The sequence below is a fragment of the Paenibacillus lignilyticus genome (genome assembly GCF_017942085.1).
GTDB classification, from domain to species: Bacteria; Bacillota; Bacilli; order Paenibacillales; family Paenibacillaceae; genus Paenibacillus_Z; species Paenibacillus_Z lignilyticus.
Genome location: NZ_JAGKSP010000004.1, coordinates 252,121 through 265,387, shown reverse-complemented (window position 1 = coordinate 265,387; position 13,267 = coordinate 252,121). Strand labels below are relative to the sequence as shown.

13 protein-coding genes are annotated in these 13,267 nt (G+C 51.0%); 6 read left to right on the top strand and 7 right to left on the bottom strand.

The features are described 5' to 3' along the window. Positions 1 to 4: 4 nt before the first annotated feature. Positions 5 to 898 carry a sugar phosphate isomerase/epimerase family protein gene (locus I8J30_RS13215; protein ID WP_210656051.1) on the bottom strand — a complete coding sequence of 298 codons (894 nt, stop codon included), beginning with the start codon at positions 896 to 898 and terminating at the stop codon, positions 5 to 7. A gap of 187 nt (positions 899 to 1,085) precedes the next feature. Between I8J30_RS13215 and I8J30_RS13210 the strand changes: the two genes are divergently transcribed. Further along, positions 1,086 to 1,946 carry an AraC family transcriptional regulator gene (locus tag I8J30_RS13210; protein ID WP_210655236.1) on the top strand — a complete coding sequence of 287 codons (861 nt, stop codon included), beginning with the start codon at positions 1,086 to 1,088 and terminating at the stop codon, positions 1,944 to 1,946. Between the two features lie 15 nt (positions 1,947 to 1,961). After that, complete coding sequence (locus I8J30_RS13205; protein ID WP_210656052.1) at positions 1,962 to 2,504, top strand: GNAT family N-acetyltransferase; 543 nt, start codon at positions 1,962 to 1,964, stop codon at positions 2,502 to 2,504. Between the two features lie 354 nt (positions 2,505 to 2,858). On the opposite strand, the gene I8J30_RS13200 is transcribed toward I8J30_RS13205, so the two are convergent. From I8J30_RS13200 to I8J30_RS13185, 4 genes are all read right to left on the bottom strand, one after another. Continuing rightward, a complete protein-coding gene (locus tag I8J30_RS13200; RefSeq protein ID WP_210655238.1) occupies positions 2,859 to 3,857 on the bottom strand; it encodes an aldose 1-epimerase in 999 nt (332 codons plus the stop codon). A gap of 173 nt (positions 3,858 to 4,030) precedes the next feature. Beyond that, a complete protein-coding gene (locus tag I8J30_RS13195; protein ID WP_210655240.1) occupies positions 4,031 to 4,834 on the bottom strand; it encodes an alpha/beta hydrolase in 804 nt (267 codons plus the stop codon). Continuing rightward, a complete protein-coding gene (locus I8J30_RS13190) occupies positions 4,810 to 5,742 on the bottom strand; it encodes an aldo/keto reductase (protein ID WP_210655242.1) in 933 nt (310 codons plus the stop codon). The genes I8J30_RS13195 and I8J30_RS13190 overlap by 25 nt, the downstream gene beginning before the upstream one ends. A 24-nt stretch (positions 5,743 to 5,766) precedes the next feature. Continuing rightward, positions 5,767 to 6,753 (bottom strand): Gfo/Idh/MocA family protein, encoded by a 987-nt coding sequence (locus I8J30_RS13185; protein ID WP_240547751.1) that lies wholly within the window; start codon positions 6,751 to 6,753, stop codon positions 5,767 to 5,769. 157 nt (positions 6,754 to 6,910) lie between these two features. Between I8J30_RS13185 and I8J30_RS13180 the strand changes: the two genes are divergently transcribed. Continuing rightward, positions 6,911 to 7,516, top strand: a complete 606-nt coding sequence (locus I8J30_RS13180; protein ID WP_210655244.1) for a DedA family protein — start codon at positions 6,911 to 6,913, stop codon at positions 7,514 to 7,516. Between the two features lie 67 nt (positions 7,517 to 7,583). On the opposite strand, the gene I8J30_RS13175 is transcribed toward I8J30_RS13180, so the two are convergent. After that, positions 7,584 to 8,369 (bottom strand): arylamine N-acetyltransferase family protein, encoded by a 786-nt coding sequence (locus I8J30_RS13175; protein WP_210655246.1) that lies wholly within the window; start codon positions 8,367 to 8,369, stop codon positions 7,584 to 7,586. Between the two features lie 165 nt (positions 8,370 to 8,534). On the opposite strand from I8J30_RS13175, the gene I8J30_RS13170 reads away from it, so the two are divergent. The 3 genes from I8J30_RS13170 to I8J30_RS13160 all read left to right on the top strand — a co-directional run bounded on the left by I8J30_RS13170 (position 8,535) and on the right by I8J30_RS13160 (position 11,029). Then, a complete protein-coding gene (locus tag I8J30_RS13170; protein WP_240547752.1) occupies positions 8,535 to 9,485 on the top strand; it encodes a nucleoside hydrolase in 951 nt (316 codons plus the stop codon). Between the two features lie 118 nt (positions 9,486 to 9,603). Continuing rightward, the gene (locus I8J30_RS13165) at positions 9,604 to 10,098 is read left to right on the top strand and encodes an effector binding domain-containing protein (protein ID WP_338044787.1); all 495 of its coding nucleotides are present in this window, start codon (positions 9,604 to 9,606) and stop codon (positions 10,096 to 10,098) included. A 37-nt stretch (positions 10,099 to 10,135) separates the two neighbouring features. Further along, positions 10,136 to 11,029, top strand: coding sequence for an AraC family transcriptional regulator (locus I8J30_RS13160; protein WP_210655248.1), 894 nt, complete (start codon positions 10,136 to 10,138; stop codon positions 11,027 to 11,029). A 421-nt stretch (positions 11,030 to 11,450) separates the two neighbouring features. On the opposite strand, the gene I8J30_RS13155 is transcribed toward I8J30_RS13160, so the two are convergent. Continuing rightward, complete coding sequence (locus tag I8J30_RS13155; protein ID WP_210655250.1) at positions 11,451 to 13,211, bottom strand: ABC transporter substrate-binding protein; 1,761 nt, start codon at positions 13,209 to 13,211, stop codon at positions 11,451 to 11,453. Positions 13,212 to 13,267 lie beyond the last annotated feature (56 nt).

Below are 13,267 nucleotides of genomic sequence, written 5' to 3'. Positions count from 1 at the left end.
CCTTCTATACCGGATTAGGAACAAAGTCGCCGCCGCGGCAGCGTTTCAAATAGTTGAGACCGTGCACTTGACCTGTCATCTCGAGCTCATCCCTGTAGACCGGATCATGCCAGCCCTCGATATCGATGCTGCCTTTGTAGCCGGCTTGACGCAGAATGGAGATTATATCGGTCCAGTTGGAATCGCCAAACCCCGGCGTCCGGTGCCAGACAAATTCGCGCGGACCGTGAATGCCATATTCCTTCACGACATCCCATGCGATTGTAGCATCTTTGCCATGAACGTTGAATATCTTGGATGTCCATTTGCGAAGCTGCGGAATCGGATCGATCAGGCTCACCATCTGATGGCAAGGCTCCCATTGCAGGCCGATGTTGTCTGCTTTCACCGTATTGAACATCATTTCCCATGCCGTCGGGTTATGCGCTATATTCCATTCGCCGCGCCCCCATGTGCCGCCCATATCGCAATTCTCGAACGCAATCCGAACGCCGCGCGACTCTGCCCGTTTGCTCAACTCACCGAAGACTTCACCAAATCTCGTCAAGGACTCGTCGATGCTGCCGGGCATTCTTCCCGTAAATCCGGTGACAAGGTCCGTGCCAAAAGCATCTGCAGCATCTATTAACCGCTCCCAGCTGGCTAATGTATCATAGTTGTCGCCTGCGCCGGTGAGAGGATTGCCGAATACGCCTAAAGTCGAGATCACAATATCGCGCTCTGCCAGCTGCTCTCTTACTCGAAGAGCAAGCTCCTTTAAATCTGTGCCTTGCGTGGTTTGCCAGAACGTTAAGCCAAATGATTCGAAACCATGAGGAATAATTTGCGGGATGACCGATGCTGCAGTGCTGCCGTTAACAAGTGTTCCAATTCGAATATTGTTCACGATTTGTTTCATCACCTTTCCGATCGATTCCAGATGCTGTATCTGCTCCTATCGTACCGAAAGTAGGAGGTTGAAACTAGAAACAAAATTGCGAATTATTCATACAATCTTACGATCATTTAGACAATTAAAGCGATTCCAATTGAGATTTAACCTGCTTATGACGTAAAATCGTACGTATAGACAGGAGGCTGTCCCTATGACCGTAAGTCCGTTTAAAGAGAATACCTGGATTCCCGACCGTACGTTTCCCATCAATGTGTTCATTGTGAAGGACGTGCATTTGCATTGGCATGATCATATGGAGTGGGTGTATGTCAAAGAAGGACGCGCCCGTGTGCAAGTCGATGCTTCGTTTATGCCGCTGCATAAGGGCGAATTAGCTTTTATTAATACGAAGCAGCTTCATGGCGTGGTGACCCTCGAGCCGGATACAGAGCTTATTTGCATCGTGTTTAACGAGGCATTGGTGCGGGGAAGCGGGCTTGATATTACGGAACATCATTATTTTGTGCCCTATTTGCAGCAGCAGGTGAAGTGGCCAAGCTTGATGCAGGCGACAGCCCCCTGCATCGATGAGATGAATCGTTCCTTCGCGAGACTGGTAGAGGAATTCCAAGGGAAGCAGCCGGGGTACGAGCTGCTCGTGAAGGCGGAGCTGCTGCGAATCTTCGGGCTTTATTTTCGCTATGCCCAGCAGCACACCGACTTATCGCTGCCGCGCGCACAGAAGTCCTATGATTTCTCCCATCTGCTCCAGACGCTGCGCGAGCGTTACCGGGAATCGATCAGCGTAAACGATGCTGCACGTATGGTGAATCTGAGTCCGACGCATTTCTGCAAAATCTTCAAGCAGGTGACCGGGAAGACGTTAATAGAATACATCCATATGCTGCGCGTGCAGGAAGCCGAGCGGATGCTGCTCGATACCGATTATCCTGTCGCGGAAATTGCCGAGCGTGCGGGCTTCTCCAACATGACTTATTTTGGCAGAGTGTTTAAAAAGGTCCGCAATTTGACGCCGTCAGCGATTCGCAAGGGGCATCTGTCGCAGCTATGATTAGGAGGGACTTATCTGTTTCCGACATTAGAAACCGAAAGACTGATATTACGAGAGTTAACTGAAGAGGATGCGGCCGACATATTTGCTTGTTTCTCAAACGCGGACGTCACGCGTTATTACGGGCAAGAAACGCTTGAACGGCTGGAGCAAGCAGCTGCTTTTGTAGAACTCTTCGCACGGAATTATGAGGAGAAACGCGGCATTCGGTGGGGAATCCAGCTTAAAGACAGCCCGGATAACCGGATTATGGGCACGATCGGATTTAATGCGTGGATGCCCAAGCATCGGAGAGCCGAGATCGGCTACGAGCTCCATCCGGATCATTGGCACAGAGGCTATGCGACGGAGGCTGTTTCAAGGATCGTTGCCTACGGCTTTGATCAGCTTGAGCTGGCAAGAATCGGTGCAGTTGTTTTTCGGGAAAATCAGGCTTCTCAAACCGTATTAACGAAGCTCGGCTTTCAGCAGGAAGGAATACTGCGCGATTACATCGTGCAAGACGGTAAGTCTTATGACACGCATGTCTACAGTATTCTTCGTTATTCTTCCAAGTAAAAAAGTCCGCATCTGCAGTCTGCGCACTCTTCTAGTCAAATATTGCCCATTATGCAGCATTTTTGAACCTTCCGGTCCTCTTGAGGGGAAATGTTGCATGGAATGCAATATTTCCCCCTACGACTGCCACTTTGAAGCGTTTTCCCCGCCAATTGTTGCATTTCGAGCAGCATTGTCGAGTATGTGAGCTGCCAATGAATGAAATGTTGCTTATTTCGCAACATTTCCACTTCCCGCGGTCCGTTAGAATCGGCAACGAATAACTGCAGTACGAACCCAGAAGCCCTTAGTTCCCCGAAAAAAACATCCCCTCGGTCTGACGAACCGAGGGGATGCTTTTAAAGAGGCTGCCAGTTAAGCTTTCTTCACGTAAAGGCGTCCCGTCTCTTCCCAGATCTCGCCCGGAGCGAGGCTGTACAAGCCGATTTCATCAGCAGGCAAGTCCACATGCGGCGCGTTCACGAGGTTGATTTGCGGCTCTGGGCAGAAGAAACCTTCTGTAGCGCCGTTGTTCCAAATCATCCATTGCTTATATGAAGTACCGACATCATAAACGAGCGTGATGCCATGTTTCGTATCGGTCAGTTCCATCCGGTTGCGGCCATTCTGTGCCACTGCCGTGTAATGGTTGTCAAGCGATTCGAAGAAAGGATACACACCGTCGCCTTTCATCAGCTCTTCGTTGGTTGATAGCGGCTGATGTTTGCCTGTCGGAAGCATGCGCTCGCTCATTTCCCAGCGCTCGCCGATCGTCAGCTTCAAGCGGTAATCTTGCGCAGAACCGCCCGGAACGAACGGCGCATTCACCGAGGTGTGGAACGCGAACAGACATGGCATTACATCGTCGCCTTCATTGCGGACCATGACATGCTGGTGCAAACCGTCGACGCTGATCGCATAACGCAGCTTGATTGTAAATTTGTGAGGCAGGTACGTGTACACGGCGCTTTGCTCGTCCACAGCTAACGAAACAACAACGTAGCTTTCGCCGGCTGTCGTGCCGAACTCTTCAACTGCCCAAGTCTCGCTATGTACAAAGCCATGCAGATGGTTGCCCGTCGCAGGCTCATTAACCGGGAATTGGTACGTGCGTCCGTTCCAAGGAAACTTGCCATCCTCGAAGCGATTCGGAGGAAACAATACCGGAATGCCATGTATAAATGGTCTCGCTTTGAATGATTCCATTTCGTCAAGCGTTGGCTCATGCAAATATGGTGTACCGCTTTCCACATCGCGGAAAGCGATCAGATTCCCTCCAACCTCGGGCAGAATTGCCGCCTCGTAGCGGTCATATTTCAACCAAACAGCCTTTTCTCCCTGATAAGTGCCTACAAAAGCTCGATTCTCGCTCATCGTCATTTCTACTCTCCTTTAGCTTCTTGGATCGCTCAGACTACCTCACTAGATTAACATAGCCTATAGGGGATAATCACCCGTATTTTTCAAAAAAACCTCCCTTGCAAGGAACGTCCACATTCATGTGGACAGCTCGCTTTCACAAGAGAGGCCTTGTTCCATTCCCTATCCTAATAGCCGTTTCGCTTCAGCCAAAGTCCGCAAACCGTCGTCCAGTTGGCCACGTGAGGGTCTGCTTCCGCAAGTCCCATACCGTGCGCGCCCTGCTCATACACATGAAGGTCAAACGGGACTCCCGCACGGCGCAGCGCCATCGCAAACAATAAGCTGTTCTCGACCGGAACCGCACCATCATCGGACGTGTGCCAGAGGAATGTTGGCGGTGTGTCAGGCGTGACCTGCAGTTCGTTGCTCAGCAGCTCAACCAGCTCGGCCGACGGATTCGCGCCAAGCAGATTCATACGGGAGCCCTCGTGTGTAAACGGAGACTGCATCGTAATCACCGGGTAGCATAGAATCGCAAGATCGGGTCGGCAAGACATCCGTTCAATCGGATCATCCGCTTCCGGATTTCCGGCATCGTAGTGAGTACCGGCCGTAGAGACCAGATGTCCGCCGGCCGAGAAACCCAATATGCCGATCTTCCCGGCGTCTGCGCCAAGCTCTTCCGCATGAAGCCGAACATATCGAATGGCCCGCTGCACATCGTACAACGCACTAGGGTATTGATAAGGCGCTACCCGGTAACGGAGCACGAAGGCCGAAATGCCAAGCCCATTAAGCCAAAGCGCAATCGGCTCCCCTTCATGGTCGGCACGCATGCCGTACCCGCCGCCCGGACAGACGATCACGACACTCTTGCTGCCTTCTGCCAAATAAGGCGTCAGCGCAGGACGGTCCTCGTCAGTCGTTCCTGTCGCCAGCGGTGCGCCTTCCGGCCATAGCTCAATTAGCGTGTCCGCAGATCCAGCCATTTAACTTCCTCCGGCGTCAGTGTAATCGTTGTCGCTTCCAAACAAGATTTCATTTCCGCTTCATTCCGTGGTCCGATAATGGCAGCCGTTTGGAAGGATTGGCTCAGCACGTAAGCAAGAGCGATCTGGATCGTAGAGAAGCCTTTCTCTTTGCCCAGCTGCTCCGCACGGCGATAACGCTCCCAGTTATCGTCATTGTAGAACACCCGCACCAAATCAGCATCCGTGCGATCTTCGGCCGTAAACCGGCCCGTGAAGAAACCTCGTGCTTGCGCCGACCAAGACAACAGCGGCAGCTCTGTGCGCTCATGCCAGCCCAGAATCTCTTCATCGACGCTAATGCAATCCGCCCAATAGGGTTCTTGGGCTTTCGCCAGACTCAAGTTAGGGCTGCTGAATTCAAAGCCGCGCAGACCATGAGCAGCTGCATACTCATTCGCCTCTTGCAGACGAGCCGTCGTCCAGTTGGAACCGCCAAACGTACGTATTCGGCCGGCTTCGATATGCTCATTGAGAATCTCAACGATTTCGCCGACAGGCACATTCGTATCATCGCGGTGAAGAGCATACAAGTCGATGTAGTCCGTGCGCAGACGCTCCAGGCTGATCATCAACTCGTTGTAAATGGATTGTTTGTTCACTTGCGGACCCAGGTGATTCGGGTGACCGCCTTTCGTCCATACATTGATGGATTCGCGGTTTTTGCGCTCCTCCATCCACATGCCGATTGCTTGCTCGCTTTTACCGCCGGCATATATGAAAGCCGAATCGATAGTGTTTCCTCCGATTGCCGTAAACGCGTCTAAATTTGCACACACCAATTCATAAACTTCCGGTGCAAAATAATCCGATCCCATGATAAGCTGAGAGATGCCCTGCTTAACGCCGGGTAGTTTGATTTGTTTCATCGTATGATAAACCTCCTGCTTCAATTAGATGCTAACCCGAGTACGTGAGTAAGCCGATTTCAAACAAGCATCGATAACTTTCATATTGGCCACGGCATCGGCAGGTGTGAAGGCCGCTTCTTTCTCGCCCCATACTACACGGGCAAACTCATCTGCTTGCAGTGCATATTGATTCAGCTGCGGCTGCGTCACTTCGCGCTTGCCGTCTTTGGAATGAACGTAGAAAGTAGGATTGCCGATATACGCTTCAGGCACTTCGATACGGCCGTTAGTTCCGATGATTTCCAGCGTGTTGCGGAAAGCCGCCCACATGCCGCAATCGAATGTCAGTGCTACGCTGTTCGGGAATTCCAAAATACCCGATGCCATCATATCGACATTGTCGTGCTCGGGGGAAATCAATGCATGTACGGTTGCCGCCTCAGGCTCAGCACCGAGCAGCAATCTTGCTGCGCTGATTGGATAGCAGCCTACGTCATAGATCGAACCGCCGCCCCAGTCTCTGCGGTATCGTACGTTCTTGGAATCGCCTGCGTTATTGAATGTAAACGTGCCGTGAATCCCGCGCAGCTCGCCGATTTCGCCGGAAGCGATAATCGCTTGAATCTCTTCATAGCGCGGGTGCTGGCGGTACATGAACGCTTCTGCCAGGTGAACGCCGTTCTTCGCAGCGGCATCGGCCATGCGAGCGGCCTCTTCCGCATTAAGCGCAATCGGTTTCTCACATAGGACATGCTTGCCTGCTTCCATCGCACGGATGGACCATTCCATATGCAAATGATTCGGCAGTGGAATATAGATAGCATCGATATCCGCATCATTCAAAATTTCTTCATAGCTTCCATAAGCTTTGGCAATGCCGAGCTTCGCTGCGGTTTCTTCTGCCTTTGCCAAATCGCGGCTTGCAATCGCTGTCACTTCCCCGGTTTCGGATTGTTTCGTACCCGGAATAACGGAGTGTACGGCGATTCCGGCACAGCCGATAACGCCCCAACGCAATTTACGTGTCAATGTGATGGCCACCTTTTTCGATAAATTGGATTCGACCCTAGTATAGTCCATAATGAGAAGGGAAGAAATATAAAACAACTTCATTTTCATATAACAAAAGCGTACTCAAGCGACACCAAATAGTCTTGAACCCGCATAAGAAAGTAGGCTGCACCGCTTGGAATATCTATTAGAACTGCTTATCTTCCGCTATGGATATATCGGATTAACGTTCGCACTCGCGCTAGGTATAGTCGGTGTGCCCGTCCCGGACGAAGTGCTGCTCACGTACTCCGGCTATCTTGCCGGCAACGGAACGCTGCATCCACTGCTTGTCGTGTTATGCGCCTTTCTGGGCTCGGCTCTGGGCATTACCTTGAGCTACTTGATCGGCATCCGATTCGGTCTCCCTTTCCTGCTCAAATATGGTCCCAAAATTCACATCTCCGCTGCCAAGATTGAACGTGCGCAAGGGTGGATGAATAAATACGGAAATGTGCTGCTTATCCTGGGCTTCTTTGTACCGGGCCTTCGCCACATAACGGCTTATATGGCAGGGATGTCGAGGCTGAAATTCAGTACGTTTATGCTATATGCTTACACGGGTGCGCTGTCTTGGAGCGTTCTCTTTATTTATATCGGCTTCCTGCTGGGGGATCGCTGGCTGCATGTCAAATATTACGTCCATCATTATGGACTCGCTTTCTTGCTCTGCGGGGGAATTGCGATATTCGCCGTGCTCAGCTTCCGCATGCTGCTGGCGATGAGGAAAGTGAAGGCGTAAACAAACCGAAGAAGGCTCTACTGCAATCATTCGACTGCGAGTGAAGCCTTGCCGGACCGCGATTCAATTAAAGCTTGATGCCAAAATATTTCTCCAGCGCTGCATCAAACTCTGTTTTCGTTGCCGCATTAAATACAACAGGCGCACCTTCACCTGCGAAAATACGGAACTCCTCGCCGGATACCGTATTGCGTCCTTCCTTCGTTCGAATGGCGAGAATCGGAGCTTTTCTAAACACCGAATCCGGCGCATTCTCGCACCAGAACGTGGCAAATTCATAATCTCCCGCAAGCTGAGGTTCTTCTGTAAAGGAATAGATACGGCTCCATTCCCCGCGCTTCAACTCGCACAGGAACCACCCAAACTCACGGTCTCGTTCCATCCGGTAGACTTCCTCGCCTTGTGCCTGCTCCAGCTTCTCAATCAGCTCGATCGGCCGCCTCGGTACGATGCCCCCAACACCGACATCGACTAAATAGGTACGGCCCTCTGCCTCCACCTTTAACACGTGGTGACGTCGTTTTGGCGGCAATGTATCGACATCACGCCAGAAACGGGCTACGAGATCCGTAACCGGATACCCCAGCTCCCGCAGCAGCCAGCCGAACAATGCATTCAGCTCGAAGCAGTAACCGCCGCGGCGGCGGTGAATGATTTTGTCCTTGAGGGAGTCGATTTGCAGGGACAGCGGGATGCCGTTCATAATATCCAAATTCTCATAAGGCACTGTGTGAAGATGACATTCTTGCAGGTCGGCGAGCGCTGCTGCACTGCCGTCAAGCGGTCCTTCATAGCCGATCCTCTCGAGATAGGCTGCAACTTCAGGTTTTACGCGCGTGCGATCATTCGGCATCTTACGTCTACTCCTTTGCCCTTACTTCGTAAGGCATGAATACTATTAAGTTTAATTTTCATCGTCGAAATGTTCAACACTTTTCACCCTAATATTGGTGCTGCGGCGCCGGGAAGGTTATACTGGACTATAGCATGATTTAACAATTGGATAAGGAGTTACATAATGAAACAGCTGAAAATGATCATCGATGCCGATACGGGAATTGACGACGCACTGGCCATCCTCTATGGAATCAAGTCAGGAAAGGCGGATATCGTAGGGATTACAACGACTTTTGGCAATATTCCCGTCGATCAAGCCACCGAGAATACATTGCGAATTTTAAAGCTAGCCGGACGAGAGAACGAAATTCCCGTCAGTCAAGGTGCTTCACAGCCCCTTACACGCATCGTGAAAGTATTCCCTACGCATGTTCATGGCGTTAACGGGATCGGCGATGTGGAGCTTCCCGCTTCTACGCAGCGTCCAATTTCGGAACCCGCTGACGATTTCATCGTTCGCAAGGCGGATGAGCTGGAGAACGAACTGGTTATCGTTGCGCTTGGCAGACTTACGAATATCGCGCATGCGCTGAAGAAGGACCCTGAGCTTCCTTCGAAGGTTAAGCATCTCTATTTAATGGGCGGAGCCGTTCATGTTGCCGGCAATGTGACACCGACTTCCGAAGCGAACATTTGGGGTGATCCGGAAGCAGCCGACTTCGTCTTCCAATCCGGCTTGAAGATCACGATGGTCGGTTTGGACGTCACCTATCAAACACGGCTTCGCCAATCGCATCTGGATCTGCTGGAGCAATCCTGCAAGCCGGAGAATCGCGAGATTGTCAGCTTCCTGAATCGGTCCATGTCCTACTATTTCAATTTCTACCGCCAGTCGGATGCCTTGCAGCAATGTGCGCCTATGCATGACCCACTTGCCGTGCTGGTTGCACTGGAGCCCGGCATCGTGCAGACGCAGCAAATGCATCTTTCGGTGGAATGCAAAGGCGAGCTAACCCTGGGTATGACCGTTGCTGACCTGCGGAGAAAGCCGGTCGCCGGCTCCCCGGTTGACGTGTGCATTAACGTTGATGCGGACCGCGCGATCGATCTTATGCTGGAAGTGTTTGTATAGTGGGAATCAAGGGACAGGGCAGAATTGGCTGCGCTGTCCCTTTCGATTTTGTTGCATTGACTAAGAACGAACGTTCCCTTATCATGAACTTGTATGAATCTTCCTTAGAGGTGATTGGGTGAGACAGCTGAATATTTCAGTTTTGCCGGAGAAGAGGGCTCAACTTGTTGATCATGCGGAAATGAAATTGATCGGCATCCCTTGTATTGGTCTTCAGGACATGGGGAGCAAATTCCGTCACGCGAAAGAAAGCTTGCTTGGACTTGCCGCACATATGCCTCAGATCATTGATGCTTCCGTCCAGTATGGGATGTGGCCGCAGGCTGCTGAACAGGATGTCCCGAATACGCATGCTTATCTGTTATCCGTAGAAGTGACTACGTTTGAAGGAATACCGGAATGGTTTGCGCGCATGACCGTCCCCGCTCAGAGCTGTGTCGTTGCCGCCAGCCAAGATGGTGATTTTGAAGGCGCCGGAGAAATTATCGAAGCATTTATTGAGACGAACGCTTTGCAGCCTGATCCGCAGCCGCGAGATTATATCATCTGCGAGCGCTATCGCTATAATGCCGAAGGTTTCGCTCGATATTCTTTTCCAATTCTATTGTCCTAATCATTGTTGATATAGAAGTCCCCTCCAGGAGGAGCCCATGACCGTATTCCGAGGTGAAAATTACTTCCATCAGGAAAATTTCCCCTTCCATATTGATCGCTACACGATCCAGAAGGGGGAGCATATCCCTTCGCATACGCATGACTTTGTGGAGCTTGTCTTCGTCGTGGAAGGCAGCGCGCTTCATGAAATGTCCGGCCATACCTACCAGCTTGTTGCCGGGGACGTATTTGTGCTGGAGCCCAACGTCTATCACAGCTATACCTGTTCATCGGAGAAGGAAACGATCGTGTACAATGTTCTCTTCGAAGCATCCTTTCTTCAGCGCGAGATGGAAGTGCTGCAGCAAATGCCTTCGTTCGTCAACTTCTTCTACCTGGTTCCCTTTCTGCGCAAAACGCAATCCTTCGTTCCCTATCACTCCCTTCAGCCCGGTCAGAAACTCCAGATCCAATCGCATCTGCAAACCATCTACGACGAATTCCGCCAGCGGCGGGAGGGCTATCAGCTCATCATCAAGACAAGGTGGATTGAATGTCTCGTCTGGCTCAGCCGCTTCCATCACGAGAACCGCAAAACGCTGCAGCCCGTCGCCGTCAGCGATAAAGAATGGATGGAATCCATCGTCAACTTCGTGGAGCTGCATTACTATCAGCCGCTCACCTTGCAGCAGCTAAGCCAATTATGCGGCATGAGCGTCTCTTCCTTCACCGCCAAGTTCAAGGAAACAACCGGTCTCAGCCTGCTCGACTATAAGCACGCCGTCCAAATCCGGCATGCCGTAACTCTGCTTGAGACCACCGACAACAAGGTGCTCAACATTGCCCTGGACGTCGGCTTCAACGACGTCAGCTTCTTCAACCGCATGTTCCGCAAGCACACCGGCCAGACGCCGGGCGAATACCGCCGGCGGTTGAATGCGCGAACCTAGCGGGAACGTCCCAAGGTATAGGTCGGTTTATTGCATTGTCGGGAGGCTGATTCAATAGGCGGCGCTCCCCGCGCGGCAAAGTGGCGTTCGCTATTTGATGAGCGGTACCTGGTACCTCTCTTTTGATGACAACCGGCTCTTATTGTTCTTTGTACGGTATCTGATACCTCTCTTTTACTGGAGTGCAGGTAAATTGCCCCCAGAGCAACTCTTCCGCATGTGGTTGCTACCTTTTTCGCTGTTCCGCGTTAGCACTCCCTCTCTGAATACTACTCACCTTCCAGCCACTTAGCACCAGCCCGCCCCCCATGCGCCATTCGACTGCAAGCCATTCGGCACAACAAAAAAACCTCCTACACACAAAGGTGTAAGAGGCATTTTGTCTTGCATGTCTTGCATGTCTTGCATGTCTAGCTAATCCTTACTTCACGCTCCAAAGCTCAACGCGGTCTTGCACGTATTTAGTGTAGCCTTCTTCCATTTTCTTCACGCCGGCTTTGTCGAGGTCTGCCATGTATGCATCCCATACTTTGTCGAAGTCAGCTGGTTTAGCCAGGATCGCTTCAGGGATACGTTTCCATGTGATGTCTCTCATCTTCGTGCCAAGAATGGATACTTCATCTTCGCCCGGAATCGAGATGTTCCATGCAGCGCCGTATGCCTTAACTTTGAACTCGTCCTCTTTCGGGAACAGGTCTTTCCATGTAGTTGCTTTGTAAGCGGCAAGCGTTTCTTTCTCTACATCGCTGTAGCCAAGAACGAGCTGCTCAGGGAAGTTCTTCGTGTAGTAGTTGCCGGATGGATCTTTGGCGCCATCGCCGTAGTGAACCATCATGTTCCAGTAGAAGCCGATACCTGTTTCTTTCGTGAATGCCGTATTGTCGTTGTTGATGCGATCTTGTACTTCTTGCGGTACAACGCGCTTGCCGTCTACTACATTGTAATGCTTGCCTTCGATACCCCAGTTGTTAAGCACTTGGAATTCATCGGAAGCCAGGTAATCCAAGAATTTAATCGTACGAACGGGATCCGGATTCGTGCTGGAGATGGAGATGCCGTAGCCGCCCATGAAACCGGTTGGCCAGAACGATGCTTCTTTAATGTCTTTGGACATGGTAACCGGATAGTGACCATACGTTTGATCGAACTTGCCGGCTGTTTTCAATGCTTGTTGGCCATCATTGTAATCCCAGTCTTGGTCGATCAGACCAAGGACGCGGCCTGTTGCTACTTTCGCTTTGTATTGATCGTATTTTTGAACGAAGCTTTCTTTGTCGAGCAAGCCGATATCGTTCATATGGTTCAACCAGCGGAAGTATTCTTTCTCTTCCGGACGACGGAAGTGGTAGATCGCTTCATGCGTATCTTGGTTGATGAAATACTCACCGTCATCGGAACCCCCTGTTGTTGCTACAGCCGGGTTCGTTACGGAAATATACATATGCCAGTCATCGGCATTCAAGGATACACCGATGTTTTTGTTGCCGTTCTCGTCCGTCGGGTGCTTCTCCAGGTACGATTTGATTACATTCTCATAGTCTTGAACCGTACGGATCTCAGGGTAACCCGCTTCTTTTACTACGCGGTGCTGAAGCTCGAAGCCGCCGCCGGCAACGAAACGCTGCTCATCTGCTGCTGCCCAAGTCGGGATTGCATAGATCGCTTGATCTTCATTCGTATATTTAGCGCGCACCAGGTAGTCGCCCAGTACTTTCTTAATGTTCGGAGCATATTTATCGATCAGATCAGTCAGGTCGATTACAGCGCCGGCATCAACCAGTTTGCCGATATCGCCTTTAGCCGAAATGATATCCGGATATTCGCCGCTTGTTGCAATTAGCGCTACCTTCTGCGCCGGATCGCCGACCGCGAATTCCGCATCCAGCGTTACGCCGGTTTTCTTCGTAAGTTCTTTACTGACTTCATCTTGCATGTTATTCCAGTTCGGATTCGGGTCTTCAGCAAACATGGAGAACGTGATTGGAGACGTATCTTCCGCTGCAGCGTCCTTGTTAGCATCAGCATTTGCGGCATTCGAATTGGCATTGCCTTCCGTTGTTACGGCAGAATTGCTTGTTTCGTTGTTTTTCTCATTGTTGTTGCCACCGCAGCCAGCAAGTAATCCAGCAAGCATGGTGAGCGACATTAGAATCGAAGCTGTTTTGGCTGTCTTTCTTTGCATGTTGCAAACCCTCCCATTATGTGAAAATTATATTGTATAAACAGGAAACCTGCTAA